This window comes from Actinomyces sp. oral taxon 171 str. F0337, from assembly GCF_005696555.1.
Taxonomy (GTDB): domain Bacteria; phylum Actinomycetota; class Actinomycetes; order Actinomycetales; family Actinomycetaceae; genus Actinomyces; species Actinomyces oris_E.
The window spans coordinates 1,822,882-1,839,831 of sequence record NZ_CP040005.1 but is presented as its reverse complement, the minus strand read 5'-3'; the positions used below and the strand labels follow the sequence as shown (position 1 = coordinate 1,839,831).

Below are 16,950 nucleotides of genomic sequence, written 5' to 3'. Positions count from 1 at the left end.
GCTCAATTTGTGACCTGTTCGTGATTATCCTCTGCTGCGTCCGGGGGTGGTTTCTGATGCGACCCCCACCTTCATTGATACTTCAATCGTTGAAATGACGCCATTTTTGGTTCTTGTGAGTCACCTCCAAGGGGTCGCTTATCGCGTGGTCGAATAACACAGTGTTGCAAAGCGTTACTCTATTGTTATATTTGGTTACGACGCACGGTGCGCCGTGCCCGACGGGATGAGTTCCCACATCCCGTCACCCCCGGGCGCGCCGCACCGAGGCGTTGGTACCGGCTGGATCTGCTCGCCGCATGCGGCGGTGCCGGTCGGTGCTGGCCCTACCCCTTGGATCCAGATGGATGGCCTCATGCACTACTCCCCATTCGCCGCCGGAACCGGACTGTTCGTCGTGTGGTACGTCGCGCCGGCAGGTTCCCCTCCCGCTCTCGTCGCTCGCTTCCTCATCGACTGCGCCGGTCTGGTGTTCGTCACCATCCTGGCGTTCTTCCTTCTGATCAACCTCTATGGCGCGGTCCGTGCCCTGATCCCGCACCCTGGGGGCGCCGCCGGGCGTCACGCGCAGCAGCGCAGCGGTCTGATGAGTCTGCGAGCGTGATGAGGACGCAGACCCCGTTCATGCCTATGGACTTCGATTCCTCGAGCCCCCTGGGAATCCTCGACCGTATCGGTTGGTGGGGTGCCCTGGGGATGATCGCAGTGGCGCTCGCATACACGTTCTTCATGCTCATCGTCTCCCGCGGGGCCCCACGGCACGGTGGGCCCTCGCAGCCGGATGCGCCACTGCTCATCGTCATACTCATGCCCTGCCTCAACGAGGCGGCGGTCATCGGCGCCAGTGTCAGGCGGCTCATCTCGATCCCGGATCCGGGCCTGCGCATCATGGTTATCGACGACGGCTCCGACGACGACACTGCCCAGGTGGCCGCCCAGGCCGGCGACGAGCGTGTCGAGGTGGTTCGCCGTCGTCCTCCCCACGCCCGCCTGGGCAAGGGGGAAGCGCTCAATGACGCACTATCGATCGTGCGCTCCCGATGCACCACGGCGTCCTCCTCGCGAGTCGTCGTCGGAGTCATGGATGCAGACGGCAGGCTCGATCCCCACGCCATCGAGGAGGTCCGCAGAGCCTTCGCCCCGCAGGAGGTCGGCGCCGTCCAGATGGGGGTGCGCATCAACAACCGTTTCGGTTCTCTGCTCGCCCGCATGCAGGACATGGAGTTCGTGATCTTCACCGAGGTCTTCCAGCGGGGACGGCGCCGAGTCCACAGCGTCGGCATGGGCGGCAATGCCCAGTTCGTCCGCCTCAGCGCGCTCGACGCGCTGGGACCCCGACCCTGGACCCGGTCGCTGACCGAGGACTTCGACCTGGGTATCCGGCTCAACGCCACCAGCTGGACCAACGAGTTCTGGCCCGCGGCCTCCGTTCACCAGCAGGGCGTGACCAACATGCGCCGCCTCATGCGCCAACGTACCCGCTGGTTCCAGGGAAACCTCCAGGCACTGCACCTGCTGCGATCCGTCGCCCGCGAGCAGCGTGGCCTGGGGCGCGCCGACACCCTCTGGCAGATCCTCACGCCCTACCTGCTCCTGACCGGGTCCCTGCTGACCCTGTCCTTCCTCATCACCATGGTGACCGCCGGTGTGGCCGCGGTCCTGAGATGGGAGCAGTCATGGATATGGCTCGTGGGGGCCTACGTCATCGCCTTCGGGCCGGCGCTCATCTACGCCTGGATCTACTGGCGCATCGAGCGCCGTGAGGGTTTGAACCTGCTCAAGGCCGTGGGCTACGCGCACCTGTTCGTCCTGTACGGGCTCCTGCCCAGCCTCTACGGCTGGCGAGCTGTCGCCCGGGAGCTGACCGGGCGCACCGGGTGGGCCAAGACCGCTCGCGAGGCGGAGCCGGCTCAAGGAAAGCAGACCGCCCCCAGCAGACCGGCTGCCGGCCCCAACGGATCGGCATCCGCGGGCTCACCGCTACCGAGCAAGCAGCGGCCACCCAGCGCGCCTGCGAGGACGGAGCCCCTGACGGCTCCACAGGCCGCGGGGCCGGGCAGTGCTGTCCCGGCCGTTCCGGCCCGCCCCCTGCTGAACCCCACCGCCATGATCGTGCGCCGACCCCGCCGTACATCCAGCAATCTGACCAATGAGGAGATGAGATGACAGCCGCCAACGCGCCTCAGCACGCAGGAGCTCTCGACGGAACCCGTCGTGGCAGGATCCTGCGTCGCGCACTCCTGGCGGTCTGCGTCCTGGTGCTGGTCCTAGGAGTCACCGTGTACTGCCACGCCCGAGAGGCAGGGACCCCCGACTGCTCCCAGTGGGAGATCATCTTCGACGGTTACGGCGAGGCCTCGTGCTCCGAGGGCCTGCTGCGCCTCAAGCCGACGTCAGCCGACTCCCAGGACAAGACCCACGCCGGGCTGGCCACATCCACCACGGTCGAGATCGAGGCGGGAGGCGTCCAGACCATCCACACCACGATGACCACCGTCCGACAGCTGCGCGAGGACGGCGAGCCCAACGCCTGGGAGGTCGCCTGGCTCCTGTGGAACTACACCGACAACAACCACTTCTACGCCCTGGCCCTCAAGCCCAACGGCTGGGAGGTCTCCAAGCAGGACACCGCCTACCCGGGGTACCAGAGATTCCTGTCCTCCGGCAACACGCCCGTCTACCCGCCCGGGAAGAGCCACGACGTCACCGTCACCATTGATACAACCAAGACGGCAGAGGTCACCTTCACCATCACCGTGGACGGGCAGGAGCTCGGAACCGTCACCGACAAGCAGTCCCCCTACCGGTCCGGCGCCGTGGCGGCCTACTGCGAGGACTCCGACGTCACCTTCACCCCGATCACCGAGGACGAGTAGGACCTCCCTCCCCTCCACGGCGACATCCGACGCAACCATCACTGAGCCCATCTCATCCCACTCCGACGCACGACCAGGAGAACCCATGACAACCGACTCCACGCAAACGGGCAGCCCCCTGAGGATCATGCTCGTCTACGGCACCCGCCCGGAGGCGATCAAGCTCGCCCCCCTGGTGGCAGCCATGGGTGACGACCAGCGCTTCGCCCCCATCGTCGTCGTCACCGGACAGCACCGTGAGATGCTCGACCAGGTGCACGAGTTCTTCGGCATCGTGCCCGACGACGACCTCGACATCCACTCGCCGGGACAGACGCTCACCCAGATCACCAACCGCTGTCTGCAAGGGGTGGGCCGGGCGATCGAGGTCCATCGGCCAGACGCCGTCGTCGTCCAGGGGGACACCACCTCCGCCTTCGCCGCCGCGCTCGCGGCCTTCTACCACACGGTCCCGGTCCTTCACGTCGAGGCAGGTCTGCGCACCGGTGACATCTCCTCACCCTTCCCCGAGGAGGCCAACCGGCGGCTCATCAGCCAGGTGACCGCCCTGCACCTGTGCCCCACCACCACCAGCCGGGACAACCTGCTGCGCGAGAGCACCGACCCGCAGACCGTCAGCGTCACGGGCAACACGGTCATCGACGCCCTCCTGGTCGCCGTCGACCGCCGGGTTCCGCCACCGGACGAGGAGCTGGCAGCAGCACTGAAGGACGCCTCCCGACGAGTCGTGCTCGTCACGGCCCACCGCCGTGAGTCCTGGGGCGAGCCGATGCGGGCCATCGGCCGTGCCGTCGCGCGCCTGGCCGAGAAGCACCCCGAGACGCTCTTCGTGCTGCCAGTCCACCGCAACCCCAAGGTTCGCGAGGACCTCCTGCCCCAGATCGAGGGCCACCCCAACGTCATCTGGTGCGATCCGCTGGAGTACGGTGCCTTCTGCGCCCTCATCGACCGCTGCGACGTCGTCCTCACCGACTCCGGCGGTGTTCAGGAGGAGGCCCCAGCCCTGTCCAAACCTGTCCTGGTCATGCGGGACAACACCGAGCGTCCCGAGGCCATCGCCTTCGGGGTCGCCGATCTGGTCGGGACCGACGAGGACCGCATCGTCGAGCGGGTCTCCACCCTGCTGACCGACGAGGCGGCCTACGCGGCCATGGCCCAGGCCGCCAACCCCTACGGCGACGGGCACGCCTGCAAGCGCATCCTGGCCGTCATCGCCGCCCTGTTCGGCCGCGGTGTTCCCCTTCCCGAGTTCGAGCCCGTTCCCACCTCGTCCAAGGAGTGCTCATGATCCTGCCGACCCTTCTGTCTGCACGACGCCGTCGCTGCGCACTGGCCGCCATCGCGGTGTGCCTGGGCAGCTCCATCGCCTCAGTCGGCCCCGCCCAGGCCGTTCCCGCCACCGGCGCGCAGGTTCCGGTCGCGGCCCAGGCCGCAGCGGCCAAGCCGGCCGGTGGAGCACAGCCCAATGACGCCGACCCGGCCAAGAACCCGCTGCCGGCTCCGCCTGAACCAGCCGCGGCGGCCAAGAAAGAGCTTCCCCTCAGGGGTGACAAGCAGGCCGACATTGATCTCAACAAGCCTGCTCCCGCCGCAGGACAGGTCAAGATCCGTGACCTCAAACAGAATGCGCCCGATGTACCTGCCGGTGCGGTGACCTTCTCCAACCAGGAGGCGGGACCGGCATCGACCCTGGTCCTGTTCGACACCACCGGTGACTACGCCAAGCTGGGGGAGTACTACGCCCTGAGCATGGGCACCCTGGCCAGTCACTCCGGAACCGTGACGACCCTTCCGGTCAAGGACTACGTCGCAGGCCTGGCCGGTCGCTTCACCAACGTGGTCTACGTCGGCTCCACCTACGACGAGCCCCTGCCACGGGCCTTCATCGACGATGCCCTCACCGGCAACATCCCGGTCATGTGGACCGGCTTCAACATCTGGCAGCTGACCAAGACCGACGCCGACCGCACCGCCTTCACTCAGCGCTACGGATGGGACGCCGCCACCTCCTACATCGACTCCACCGACCGGGTCACCAGGATCAGCTACAACGGTGCCTCCCTGAAGCGCAGCGAGCTCAACTCCGGTGGGATCATCGCCCCGCACATCATCCGCGAGAAGGACGTCACGGTCCTGGGGCGCGCCGAGTGCTCCAAGCCCGACGGCGCGGCCACCGCCTGCGCGTCCGTCGCCCAGTCCGGCACCACCTCCTTCCCCTGGGCGGTCAGCTCATCCGGACTGACCTTCATCGGTGAGATCCCGCTGACCTACCTGGGTGAGCAGGACCGGTACATCGCCGCTGCCGACATCCTCCTGGACTTCCTCCAGCCCGGCGCCCAGCAGCTCCGCCAGGCCGCTGTGCGCCTGGAGGACGTGACCCCCGACAGTGACCCCGAGGAGCTGCAGGCGATCGTCGACTACCTCCACAGTGAGAACGTGCCCTTCCAGATGGCAGTGGTGCCCAAGTATGTCGACCCCAAGGGCACCGAGAACAACGGGACGCCCAAGGAGCTCACTCTCGAGGACTCCCCGGAGCTGGTGGCCGTCCTCCAGGACGCGGTGAAGAAGGGCGGGACGATCATCCAGCACGGCACCACCCACCAGTTCGGAACCCTGGACAATCCCTACAACGCCGTCTCCGCTGACGACTTCGAGTTCATCCGCTCGTGGTGCTCGGCCACCAACGACACCAAGGCCCCGGCCGTCGACTGCGAGGACAAGTCCTTCGTCCAGATCGGAGGAGCCCTGCCGGGCACCTCCCAGGCGTGGGCCGCTGAGCGTGTGGACCAGGGACGCCAGATCTTCGGCGAGGTCGGCCTACCGACTCCGGAGATCTTCGAGACCCCGCACTACTCAGCCACCCGTGAGGCCTACTACGGCATCGGCGAGCACTACCCGGTGCGCTACGAGCGCGAGCTCCTCTACGCCGGCACCCTGACCAACACCCAGGCCGGTCCCCACGACTACTACGGGCAGTTCTTCCCCTATGCGGTCAACGATCCCTACGGAACCCACGTCCTGCCCGAGAACCTGGGTAACTTCGAGCCCAACGAGATCAACCAGCACCCGCCGCGCCTGGCTCAGGAGGTCATCGACGCGGCCAAGCTCAACCTGGTCAACACCCACGCCACGGCCAGCTTCTTCTTCCACCCCTACTACCCGCTGGCCGAGCTGAAGAGGATCGTCACCGGTATCAAGGCCGAGGGGTACACCTTCGTGCCGGCCTCGCAGCTGAGATGACTACGGCGACGGCTGTGATATTCAGGGGCCCCGGATTCGCGGACATGAGACCGTTCGGTCGAAGTGTCTCTCAAGAGGTTGGAAGAATACTTCCATGACTTTTGAGACCAACCGCAGAAGGGCACTGGCGCTCCTGGGCACCGGGATTCTGGCGACGTCAGTGTCCTCCTGCGGCCACGCGAATGTGACTCCGCAAGCGATGGGAGACGGTGCAACCACCCATCTGAGCCTTCGCGTCAGTGACGCTCAGGGCAACGCCCTCAACCTCGAGGCGCTGCGACGCATCCAGTCCAACGGCAAGGGCGAGGTCGGCTATGACGACGCGCTGCTGGATGCCAAGACCCTGGAGGTCATCGCCGTCGGCCCCCTCTACCAGGATGAGGGCGGTGTCATCGGCATCGATGTGCCTACCGCGCGTGCCTGCACGCTGACCATGTCGTGGCCCACCAGCCATGGCTACTCAGCCCTCATGGTGGACCTGCCGGCCTCCGGTGAGCACGATCTCCTGGAGCTGGCGGCCAGGACCCTTCACGAGCGGCAGGCCGAGCGCTACCAGCGGGCCACCGCGAATGGTCTCAAGGGCGCCGATGAGGCAGGCACGCTGCGGGCCTCCGCCCAAAAGTCTCTGGACGCCTGCGCCACGGCCCAGTCCTGGGCGGAGCGAGGCCGCCTGGCGAGCTCCGCCCTGGAGTCCGCCGCAGGGGCCCAGCTCGCCCTGGACCGGGTGCTGGCGGCCCAGGCGCCGCAGGACGCCGTCATCGGGGTGACCTTCACTCGAGTGCCCACGGCCGCCGAGATCGCTGCCGCCCTCGCCCCCGGCGGCCCCGGGGGCGGCAAGCGGAAGGTGTCGGCCCGCCTGGTGATCGGTGACCCCCATGATGCTCAGGAGATGGCCGGCTGGCGCGGCACGGTGGAGTCCCTGCACGCGCAGGGAGGTCAGGCCCTGGTCCAGATCTGCGACTCCCACGACATGGTCGTCCTGACCGACGCCGCCTGGGACATGCGGGTCGACGCCCTCATCAAGGCGCTTCCCAACGTCGATGCCTGGGAGGTCGGCAACGAGATCGGTGGGGACTGGCTGGGCGGTGGGCCGGTGGCCAAGGCGCAGCGAGCGGCCAAGGCCGTGCGTGATCGCACCAGTGCCACGACCGTGCTGACCCTGTACTACCAGCTCGGGCAGACAGACCCGACATACTCCCTGTTCAGCTATGCCGCCAGGGAGATCCCCGCATCTATCAGGGAGCTGATCGACGTTGTGGGGCTGTCCGTCTACCCCCAGCTCCATCCGCTGGGAACAGCCGCTGATCGGGTCCTGAACACTCTGGAGGCCGCCTTCTCCTCCTCCCGGATCGCCGTGACCGAGCTCGGGTACGGGGGTGAGGACCTCAACGCCGGCCCCTGGTGGTTCGGCTCGGCCTCCGACCCTGCGGCGGCCCGCACCGCCGTGGCCGAGCACGTCACCGGTGCGGCGCTGGGGCGATCCGATGCCTGGGGAGCCCCCTTCTGGTGGTACTACCTGGAGGACCAGGTCGGGACCCCTGGGGGGCAGGTGGCTCCGGCGCTGGCCGCCGTCTCCACTGGTTTCTAGTACGCCGGGCTGGTGGACGCCGGCTGCTGAGGTCACCCGCCGGCCCCTATCTCTGTGCCATGACGAAGGGGTGGACCGCCACCGCTCCCGCCTCGCGCAGGAGAAAGGCCGCCAGCGTGAGCGTCCAGCCGGAGTCGCTCCAGTCGTCCACGAGCACCACGACGCAGTCCCGCAGCTGTTCAAGGGCCTGATCCGACCACTCCCGGAGCGTCAGGCTGCGGGCCACCTGTGCCAGGCGAAATGCGGAGCCCACATCGTGCTGTGGCGGGTCCTGGCCGGCCAGACCCACGACGCCCAGGGCTCTGGCGCCCAGTCGCGTGGCCACGGCGTGCCCCAGCCCGCGGACCATGCGGGGACGGGTGCGAGAGTCCACGACCACGACGGCGAGCGGCTTGTCCGGCCTGTGGGAACCGGCGGAGTCCTGCTCACCGCGGATGATCTCGCCGAGCCGGTCCACCGTCTCAAGGACCTGCGGTCTCACGACCACCGGGACCTCGCCGTCGGCGGCGGAGGCCACCAGCTCACGCAGTGCTCCCGAGGTCCCCAACCCGTCCAGCCTCCCCACGGCCAGACCGGTCGCCGCCTGACGGTCGGCTCCGATACGGCCCTTGAGGTGGCCCAGGCCCAATCGATCCATCCCGGTGGGCCACTGGCGGCGTGCCCGCAGCTCGACCCCCGCGCGCCCGAGCGCCTGACGAGCGGCACCGACCTGCTCCTGGTCGAGGGCTTCATGCAGCTCCAGGCCCCCGCACAGGTCGCAGGCTCCGCAGCGCCATCCCGGCTCAAGGAGGGGATCATCGAGCGCCGACCTCAGAAAGGCCATCCGGCAGGGGACGGCTCCCTGCTCGGGACCGGGATCGTCCCCGAGTCCCTCATAAGCCACCATCGCCTCCTGCTCGGCCCGGCGCGCGGCATCGACTCTCGCGTAACGCCGTGCGTCATAGGACCAGGGCCGGCCGGTGGACTCCCAGCCACCACGAACTCGTTGCACGGCGCCGTCAACGTCAAGAACCTTGAGCGTGGACTCCAGCCGAGTGCGCCGCAACGAGGTCACTGTCTCCAGCACCGCCGTCGACGCCGCCCCGGCACCCTCGGCCCTCCGCTCCTCCAAGGCGTCCAGGACCGCACGAACCTGGTCCTCGGGCGGGAAGCCCTGCGAGCCGAACCACTCCCAGATGGCCCGGTCCTCAGCGCCGGGCAGCAGGACCGCCTCGGCCCGCTCCACACCGCGACCGGCGCGCCCCACCTGCTGGTAGTAGCTCACCGGGGAGGAAGGAGCCCCCACGTGCACCACGAAGGCCAGGTCCGGCTTGTCGAAGCCCATTCCCAGAGCGGAGGTGGCCACCAGCGCCCTGACCCGGTTGGCCTTGAGGTCCTCCTCCAGGCGCTCGCGCTCGGCGGCGTCGGTCTGTCCTGTGTAGGCGGCCACCTCCGTGCCGGTCGTGCGCAGGTACTCGGCGATCTCCAGCGCCGCCGATACCGTCAGGCAGTAGACGATGCCGCTCCCGGGAGCACGGCGGATGTAGGCGGCCAGCCAGGCCAGGCGGGAGGCGGCATCCGGCAGGACCTTGACCCCCAGGTGGAGGGAGTCGCGCTTCAGGGCTCCCCGCAGCACCAGAACCTGCTCTCCTGCAGTCCCGCCTTCCTCCAGGGACGCTCCCAGCTGCTCAGCGACATCGGCGCTGACCCGGGAGTTCGCGGTCGCCGTCGTCGCCAGGACGGGGGTGCACGGTGGCAGGCCGGCCAGCAGAGTGCCGATGCGCCGGTAGTCAGGACGGAAGTCATGGCCCCAGTCCGAGATGCAGTGGGCCTCGTCAATGACGACCAGGGCGGCGCTTGCAGCCAGGTGGGGGAGTACCTCGTCGCGGAAGACCGGGTTGTTAAGACGCTCCGGGGACACCAGCAGGACATCGACCTCACCCGCGCGCACCCGGGCCTGAATCTCATCCCACTGGGTGACATTGGCCGAGTTCATGGTCACGGCCCGGATCCCGGCACGCTCGGCAGCGGCCACCTGGTCGCGCATCAGGGCCAGCAGTGGCGAGATGATGACGCTCGCCCCGGCGCCGCCTCGCGCCCCGGGGGAGGGCGGTGGGTCGCCCGGCCGCCAGCCTCCCCAGCCCTCTCGCAGCAGTACCGTCGCCACGAAGTACACTGCCGACTTCCCCCAACCGGTGCGCTGGACCACCAGCGCACGGCGGTGAGCGACGACAAGCGCCTCGATCGCCCGCCACTGGTCCTCGCGCAGGTGCGCGTCGCCGCGACCCACGAGCTCGCGCAGGACGGTCTCGGCGCGCTCACGCACGGGCGAGTCGGGCAGATCGGGGTGCGCGGAGCGCTCAGCATCCTCAGCGGGGCCTGTGATCGTCACAGATCCACCGTAGCGCGGACGTTCAAGGCGGCGCGGCCCTTGGATACCCTTGGGCCCATGGACCTCCTCATCATCGCCGTACTGGGCGCTCTGGCCATTGCGGCGGCATCTCAGCTCAGTGACCGCATCGGGGTCGCCCCGGCGCTGATCCTCCTGGCCGGAGGCACGGCGGTGGGCTTCCTGCCCTTCATCCCGGCGATCGAGCTGGACCCCCAGCTGGTTCTGGAAGGAGTCCTTCCCCCGTTGCTGTTCTCGACGGCGGTGAGCATCTCCACCATCAACTTCCGCCGCGAGCTCGCCCCGGTGGCGGTGCTGGCCATCCTGCTGGTGCCCCTGTCCGCGGCAGTGATCGGCGGGGTCCTCACCGTCCTGGTCCCGGGACTCTCCCTGGCCTGGGCCATCGCCATGGGGGCGATCCTCAGTCCCACCGACGCCGTGGCCATCTCCATCGCCCGCCGGCTGGGCGTCTCCCAGCGCATCATCACAGTCCTGGAGGGGGAGGGGCTCCTCAACGATGCCACCGCCCTGGTGGTCCTGTCCTCAGCCATCTCCGCGGCCACATCCGGCGGCGTCAGCATCGGCGGCGTCCTGGGCGGCTTCGCCCTGGCGGTCCTCGTGGCCCTGGGCGTGGGCTGGCTCGTCGGTGAGGTGAGCCTGCGGGTGCGCTCCCACATCACCGACCCCACCGTGGACACGGTCGTGTCCTTCACCGTCCCCTTCCTCGCGGCGATACCGGCCGAGCACATGCACGGCTCGGGCCTCGTGGCAGCTGTCGTCGCCGGGCTCATCACCGGCCACCGCGGCCCCCGGATGCTGCCGCCGGCCCACCGGGTGGCCTCACGCACCAACTGGCACACCGTCGAGCTCACCCTGGAAGGACTCATCTTCCTGGTCATGGGGCTGGAGTTCTTCGGCGTCGTGGAGAAGGTCGACGCCTCAGCTCTCGGTGTTGTGCGGGCCATCTCGGTCGCTGTCGTCGCCGGCTTCCTCACCGTCGTCATCCGGGCCCTCGTGGTGGCACCAATGCTCAAGGTCCTCAGCCACCGGACCGCGCGATGGGCGATCCACTGGCGGGAGAACGAGGAGGCCATCCACCAGTTCCAGAACCGCTGCTCGGCCATTGTACGCGGAGAGTCCGAGATGCCCCCGGTGCCCTGGGACCGGAGCCCCTTGGCGCAGGTTCAGCGCAGGCTCCGCCAAGAGACCAGCCACGAGAGCATCGCCCGGCGCGCACGCCGCCTCTCCAGCCGGGTCAGACGCCGGGGCGCCGACCTGGACTACTTCGCGGCCGAGCCCCTGGGCACACGCGAGGGCGCCGTCATCGTCTGGGCGGGTATGCGCGGCGCCATCACCCTGGCAGCCGCCCAGACCCTGCCGACCACAGCGCCTCACTACCCCTTCCTCCTCCTGGTGTCCATGCTCGTGGCCGCCGGCTCACTGACGATCCAAGGCCTCACGCTGCCCGCACTGGTCCGCCTCGTCAGGCCCGCCATGGCCGGACCCGCCGACGAGGAGGAGAAGGCCGCCGTCATCTCGCTGCTGGTCAACGCCGCCCGCGACGTCGCCTCCGTCGGCACCCACGGCGCCTCCCAGCACGCCGTGATCACCGGTGCCACAGGCCCCGGCACCCCAGACGCTCAGGCGACGACGAGCACGCCTGAGCTGGACAAGGCGTCGCAGACCGCCCCCGACCCCGAGAACAGCGAGAGCCCCAGCCCCGCCTCTGAGCAGCACGGCCTCGTGCGCAGAGAGGGCAATGACATCGTCGTCTCGCCGGCAGCCGTTGCCAAGGCCTGGGCCGACCCCACCTGGCGCCACGACGAGCTCGCCCCTGTGCGAGAGCGCGCCCTGGACATGATCCGAGCCCAGCGCGAGGCCCTTCTCGACGCCGGTGACGAGGGTCTCTACTCGGCCGACTCCCTGGAGCACGCCCTGAACCGCCTCGACTTCCAGGAGATCATGCTCACCAGCGAGCCGCACTGACAAGGCCCGCAGCAGGACACTGCGGCCGCCTCCTCGGTGCCCGGCACCTCCTGCTGCGGGACCCCGTCCGCTGCAGCAGACCGAGCCGTAGACTCCTGGTGTGAGCGCGAACCTGCCCCTGAGACCGGACCTGGACGGTGAGGCCCCCTACGGGGCTCCCGAGATCGACGTCCCCGTGCGGCTGAACGTCAACGAGAACCCCCATCCGCCCTCGGCCGCCGTCATCGAGTCGATCGCCACCGCCGTGGCGCAGGCCGCCCAGGGCCTCAACCGCTACCCGGAGCGGGACTTCCCCCGGCTGCGGGCCGCGCTCGCGGACTATCTCAAGGCCGAGTCCGATGCGCACCCGGCCCCTGAGCAGATCTGGGCGGCCAACGGCTCCAACGAGGTCATGCTCCACGTGCTCCAGGCCTTCGGCGGCCCCGGGCGCACCTGCCTGACCTTCACCCCCACCTACTCGATGTACCCCGAGTACGCCCGGGACACACTGACCGACTACGTCACGCGACCGCGCCGGGAGGACTTCACGCTCGATGCGGACGCCGCGGTGACAGCGATCAACGAGCTGCGACCGGCCGTCGTCATTCTGGCCAGCCCCAACAACCCGACTGGAACGGCCCTGCCACTTGAGGACATCAGGCGGATCCTCGAGGCGGCGCGCGGTCACGGCCCTATGCTCGGAGCCGGGATCGGCTCACCGGCCCGTGCCAGTGACTGCGTCGTCGTCATCGATGAGGCCTACGCCGAGTTCCGCCGCCCGGGCGTGCCCAGCGCCCTGGAGCTGGTGGGGTCGGCCAACCCGCACCTGGCCGTCACCCGCACCATGTCCAAGGCCTTCGGGGCCGCCGGCCTGCGCCTGGGCTACCTGGCCGCAGACAGTGCCCTGGTTGACGCCCTGCGCATCGTGCGCCTGCCCTATCACCTGTCCGCCGTCACCCAGGCCGCGGCCCTGGCCGCCCTGTCTCACCGTGAGGAGCTCATGGCTCAGGTGGCCTCTCTGCGCAATGAGCGCGATGCCTTCGTGGACTGGCTGCGGGCCCAGGGCCTGACCGCGCACGACTCGGACGCCAACTTCGTCCTGTTCGGCCCGTTCCCGGACCGCGATACCGTTTGGAGGCGCCTGCTCGACGCCGGGGTCCTCATCCGCGTCGTCGGCCCCGAGGGCTTCCTGCGGGCCAGTATCGGCACACCCGCCGAGATGGAGCGCCTCCGCCGAGCCCTGGTCGCAGCCATCGGCGGATGACGAGGACGCCGGCAGCGATCACCGCCTGGGACCGGTAGGGTTGCTATCGATTGAGATACCTATGAACCACGCCGCTGAAAAGCGCGACACACGATGCTGAGGAAGCACCTATGAGCCGTACCGCGCGCATTGAACGAGCCACGAGCGAGTCAAGCGTCGTCGTCGAGATCAACCTCGATGGCACGGGCCAGACCGACATCTCCACCACCGTCCCCTTCTACGACCACATGCTCACCGCGCTGGGGCGCCACTCGCTCATCGATCTGACGGTGCGCGCCACCGGTGATACCGAGATCGACGTGCACCACACTGTGGAGGACACCGCCATCTGCATCGGTGAGGCCCTGCGCGCAGCCCTGGGTGACAAGCGCGGCATCCGCCGCTTCGGCGAGGCCAGCGTTCCGTTGGACGAGGCCCTGGCTCATGCCGTCGTCGACATCTCCGGACGCCCCTACCTGGTGCACGAGGGCGAGTCCGAGGCCTTCATCCACCACCTCATCGGCGGTCACTTCACCGGTTCCATGGTGCGTCACGTACTGGAGGCCATCGCCTACCACGCCGGTATCTGCCTGCACGTGCGTGTCCTGGCCGGGCGCGATCCCCACCACATCGCCGAGGCCGAGTTCAAGGCCCTGGCCCGCGCCCTGCGCGCCGCCGTGGAGGACGACCCCCACGTCGAGACCATCCCATCCACGAAGGGAAGCCTGTGATGGATCAGACCCCCCGGCCCGACGGGAACCGCGACGACCAGCAGGACCACCAGCGCGACCTGGACGCCGAGTTCGCCGCCCTCATGGGCGACGTGGAGCTCCCAGACGACCTCTCGAGCGGAGACATGGGGGCTCTTCAGGACGCCCCCCGAAGCGGACCGGGCCAGGAGGCCCGGTCCGAGGACGACTCCGTATCGGCCGGTGTCGAGGGGGAGAGCACGCCGGCAGAAGTGAGTCCCGACGACGTCCCCCACAACACCTACCATCCCCTGAGCGGGGGACAGGGCCAGACGGAGGACACCGAGGGCGTCTCCCGGCTCACCGACGCCCAGGAGGCGCAGATCGCCGCCGCGGCCGACTCCCTGAGCTCCTTCGTGCCCGGTCAGTCCGACGACCAGGCTCCTCGGGCGGTCAAGGTCGCCGTCGTCATGACACCGCTGAACCGGGCTGATGGATTGGCCGGAATGTGCTCCCTGATGGACCTCGACTGCACCGTGGTGCCCTCCTCCAACGGGGCCTTCGCGGTCAAGCGGTTCGTCTCCGCCCACTCGGACTGGGACGTGGCCGAGCTGCTCGGCGGCTCCGACTCCGAACCCGCTGAGGCCGCGGAGCTGGCCGCCCAGCTCTCTCGCCTGTCACGAGCCGGCGCGGTCCTCATGACCGCCGACCTGGCCACCGACGTCGGTATCGAATCCGGCCTGTCCGGGACGATCACCGCCCGGCACTTCACCAACGGCCAGCCCGGTGAGGAGGCCTCTGCGGGGCTCCTGCTGGCCTCCATGGACCAGGTCGTCGAGGACGTGCTCCTAGGAGTCATCGACGCCGACGACGTCCCGGGCGCGGTGAAGTCCTCCGAGATCAAGGCACCCCGGGCGATGCGCTGGTTCGGACGCGGCCTGCGCCGTCCCCCGCAGTGACGTCACACGGGATACCACAGCTACGAGCTGCCCCCTGCCGGCTGAGGGTGCGGCAGCGGCTCCTAACCGGCGTAGGAGCTCGTCCGCTGCCCGCTCTTGTCCGAGGCGATGCAGGAGAAGCCCCGCTTCCCGGCATTCCAGCCGGCCTCCCCCGGTCCCAGTACCGATGTGCTCGGATCGCTCGCCCCATACTGCTGGGCGGCCTCTGAGGTGCAGGTGGCCTGCACGTTGGGATCAGCTGCCAGGTCGTCATCGCTGGACCCCGAGGTGCTCTCCGCCAGGGTCCCCACCTGGTAGACCTCCCATGAGTGGGGTTCGTTGCAGCTGACCTTCCTGGCCGTTGTCTGACCCGAGATCGAGGTGGTTCCCGCCAGACAGGTACCCACCGGGTGCGGCGGGGTCGAGACGACGTCCTGACCCGACGATGAGGACTGGGACGCGGCCGAAGGCGCCCTGGTGGCACTGGCCGCAGGAGCCAGACGGGCGCCCGCCACCCATCCTGCGCTCAGACCGACGACCAGGCCGACGACTGCGCCGATCGCTCCGGAACGCAGACCTGCCTGACGGCGCTCTCGGCCGGAGAGTCTCATCGACTGGCTCGGCTGAGCCGAGGCGGGGGCGTTCACCAGCGCCTTCTCGGAGGGCTCCAGCCCGCCTGAGACGACTGAGGGGGCTGAGGCGGCGGAGCCTGAGGAGCCGGCTGCGCGGACCGGGAAGACGGAGTCGGATGATGGCCGCTGTGGTGCAACGCTCCGAGCATCGGAGTCGGGCGATCCCGTCCTCTGGTCGGGCTGAGGCGGCGCCAGTCCGGCCTCAACCAGCTGCAATGAGGTCACCGGTCCGCCGACAGCCAGGTTCCCCGTCCCGAGCTGCTCACGGATCTGCCCCAGGGCCCCGGTGAGCTCGGTGCCGTTGCGGAAGCGGTGCTCGGGGTCCGGAGCCATCGCCTTGCTCAGAAGCGGAAGCAGGACCTCGGGGACGTGCGGGTCGCTGAGGTCGAGGGGGTCGTCGAGAGAACGGACGATCTCCGGCAGGCTGCGCTGCACACCGTCGGGGCCTCGCCGGGGGCCTCGACCCGTCAGCAGGGCGAAGAGCACCGCACCCATGGACCACACATCCCCCTCGGGGCCGGGGCTGGCCAGCATGAAGGCCTCCGGTGCGGCGAAGTCGGGGGTGAGGCACTCCAGGGTCACGGTGGGATCCTGACCCTCGCGCTGGACGGCAGCGATGCCGAAGTCCGACAGACGAGGAGAGCCGTAGGAGTCCAGAAGGATGTTGGCGGGCTTGACGTCCCGGTGCATGACACCGGCCGCGTGGGCCGCCCCCAGAGCCGAGGCCGCGGCCTCCACCAGGGCCACGGCGTCGGAGGCGGGGGTCGGGCCGCGTGAGACGAGGTCGTAGAGGCTGCCGCCCGCGCACAGCTCCATGACCAGGTAGGGGTGCAGATCGGGCAGCTTGCCCGTGTCGACCAGCGAGACCACGTGAGGATGCCCCGAGATCCGCGAGGCCGCCTGCACCTCGCGCATGAACCGCCGCTCATTGCGAGGATCATCCAAGGGGCGGGAGTCCACCTTGACGGCGACTGGACGCTCCAGGGAGTCCTGCACCCCGGCGTAGACCGTGGCGAAGCCTCCGCGTCCCAGCACTGAGGTGATCCGTACTCCGGGGATGGAGAACGGCGTGGCGCCGCGCGACCCGCTGGACCCGCCTGATCCTGTGCCGGCCGCTGCACGGGAGTGGCTCGAGAAGGACTGCGAAGGTGCCAGAGGTGGGGGTGCCGGCGAAGGCGCCAGAGGCGGCGGAGGGACCTGGCCGGAGGGGAACTGCATGCTCACGGATGAATACTCGCCCATCTTGCGGAATCGTGAAAGGAAGCCGACTACCCGGCTTCGGATCGCACAATCGGTGCCGTGTCCCGGCGCTGTCCCTGCTCACGACCACAATCAGCTCAACGCATCACCGAAAACCGTTGAGTCAAGGCTGTTGAGCCGGCGCTGCCGGTCCTGGTTCTGCGCACGTCAG

The 16,950-nt window shown here is 69.0% G+C and carries 12 protein-coding genes; 10 read left to right on the top strand and 2 right to left on the bottom strand.

Features of this window, described 5'->3' with window-relative positions:
- Nucleotides 1-355: 355 nt before the first annotated feature.
- The 6 genes from FBF36_RS08100 to FBF36_RS08075 all read left to right on the top strand — a co-directional run bounded on the left by FBF36_RS08100 (nt 356) and on the right by FBF36_RS08075 (nt 7,704).
- Nucleotides 356-604 (top strand): hypothetical protein, encoded by a 249-nt coding sequence (locus tag FBF36_RS08100; RefSeq protein ID WP_225792320.1) that lies wholly within the window; start codon nt 356-358, stop codon nt 602-604.
- The gene (locus FBF36_RS08095; protein ID WP_009393851.1) at nt 604-2,166 is read left to right on the top strand and encodes a glycosyltransferase family 2 protein; all 1,563 of its coding nucleotides are present in this window, start codon (nt 604-606) and stop codon (nt 2,164-2,166) included. The genes FBF36_RS08100 and FBF36_RS08095 overlap by 1 nt, the downstream gene beginning before the upstream one ends.
- Nucleotides 2,163-2,876, top strand: coding sequence for a hypothetical protein (locus FBF36_RS08090; protein ID WP_009393852.1), 714 nt, complete (start codon nt 2,163-2,165; stop codon nt 2,874-2,876). Before FBF36_RS08095 ends, FBF36_RS08090 begins: the two co-directional genes overlap by 4 nt.
- Nucleotides 2,877-2,961: 85 nt before the next feature.
- Nucleotides 2,962-4,164, top strand: coding sequence for a non-hydrolyzing UDP-N-acetylglucosamine 2-epimerase (gene wecB, locus FBF36_RS08085; protein WP_009393854.1), 1,203 nt, complete (start codon nt 2,962-2,964; stop codon nt 4,162-4,164).
- A complete protein-coding gene (locus FBF36_RS08080; RefSeq protein ID WP_009393856.1) occupies nt 4,161-6,116 on the top strand; it encodes a DUF2334 domain-containing protein in 1,956 nt (651 codons plus the stop codon). Before wecB ends, FBF36_RS08080 begins: the two co-directional genes overlap by 4 nt.
- Nucleotides 6,117-6,210: 94 nt before the next feature.
- A complete protein-coding gene (locus FBF36_RS08075; protein ID WP_009393858.1) occupies nt 6,211-7,704 on the top strand; it encodes a hypothetical protein in 1,494 nt (497 codons plus the stop codon).
- A gap of 46 nt (nt 7,705-7,750) precedes the next feature.
- On the opposite strand, the gene FBF36_RS08070 is transcribed toward FBF36_RS08075, so the two are convergent.
- Nucleotides 7,751-10,075, bottom strand: a complete 2,325-nt coding sequence (locus tag FBF36_RS08070) for a RecQ family ATP-dependent DNA helicase (RefSeq protein ID WP_009393860.1) — start codon at nt 10,073-10,075, stop codon at nt 7,751-7,753.
- A 57-nt stretch (nt 10,076-10,132) separates the two neighbouring features.
- Here FBF36_RS08070 and FBF36_RS08065 point away from each other — a divergent pair, with 57 nt between their 5' ends.
- The 4 genes from FBF36_RS08065 (at nt 10,133) to FBF36_RS08050 (ending at nt 14,928) form a co-directional block, all read left to right on the top strand.
- Nucleotides 10,133-12,058 (top strand): cation:proton antiporter, encoded by a 1,926-nt coding sequence (locus FBF36_RS08065; protein ID WP_009393864.1) that lies wholly within the window; start codon nt 10,133-10,135, stop codon nt 12,056-12,058.
- 100 nt (nt 12,059-12,158) lie between these two features.
- Nucleotides 12,159-13,301, top strand: coding sequence for a histidinol-phosphate transaminase (locus FBF36_RS08060; RefSeq protein ID WP_009393865.1), 1,143 nt, complete (start codon nt 12,159-12,161; stop codon nt 13,299-13,301).
- Nucleotides 13,302-13,411: 110 nt separating this feature from the next.
- Nucleotides 13,412-14,011 carry an imidazoleglycerol-phosphate dehydratase HisB gene (gene hisB, locus FBF36_RS08055; protein WP_009393866.1) on the top strand — a complete coding sequence of 200 codons (600 nt, stop codon included), beginning with the start codon at nt 13,412-13,414 and terminating at the stop codon, nt 14,009-14,011.
- Entirely contained in the window at nt 14,011-14,928 is a 918-nt protein-coding gene (locus FBF36_RS08050; RefSeq protein WP_009393868.1) for a hypothetical protein, read from the top strand. Before hisB ends, FBF36_RS08050 begins: the two co-directional genes overlap by 1 nt.
- Nucleotides 14,929-14,990: 62 nt before the next feature.
- Here FBF36_RS08050 and FBF36_RS08045 read toward each other — a convergent pair whose 3' ends face one another.
- The gene (locus FBF36_RS08045; protein ID WP_009393871.1) at nt 14,991-16,574 is read right to left on the bottom strand and encodes a serine/threonine-protein kinase; all 1,584 of its coding nucleotides are present in this window, start codon (nt 16,572-16,574) and stop codon (nt 14,991-14,993) included.
- Between the last annotated feature and the right edge of the window lie 376 nt (nt 16,575-16,950).

Excerpts from the sequence above, each read along its gene's own strand:
- FBF36_RS08100 (WP_225792320.1), top strand. The coding sequence starts at position 356 with ATGCACTACTCCCCATTCGCCGCCGGAACCGGACTGTTCGTCGTGTGG.
- FBF36_RS08095 (WP_009393851.1), top strand. The coding sequence starts at position 604 with ATGAGGACGCAGACCCCGTTCATGCCTATGGACTTCGATTCCTCGAGC.
- FBF36_RS08090 (WP_009393852.1), top strand. The coding sequence starts at position 2,163 with ATGACAGCCGCCAACGCGCCTCAGCACGCAGGAGCTCTCGACGGAACC.
- wecB (WP_009393854.1), top strand. The coding sequence starts at position 2,962 with ATGACAACCGACTCCACGCAAACGGGCAGCCCCCTGAGGATCATGCTC.
- FBF36_RS08080 (WP_009393856.1), top strand. The coding sequence starts at position 4,161 with ATGATCCTGCCGACCCTTCTGTCTGCACGACGCCGTCGCTGCGCACTG.
- FBF36_RS08075 (WP_009393858.1), top strand. The coding sequence starts at position 6,211 with ATGACTTTTGAGACCAACCGCAGAAGGGCACTGGCGCTCCTGGGCACC.
- FBF36_RS08065 (WP_009393864.1), top strand. The coding sequence starts at position 10,133 with ATGGACCTCCTCATCATCGCCGTACTGGGCGCTCTGGCCATTGCGGCG.
- hisB (WP_009393866.1), top strand. The coding sequence starts at position 13,412 with ATGAGCCGTACCGCGCGCATTGAACGAGCCACGAGCGAGTCAAGCGTC.
- FBF36_RS08050 (WP_009393868.1), top strand. The coding sequence starts at position 14,011 with ATGGATCAGACCCCCCGGCCCGACGGGAACCGCGACGACCAGCAGGAC.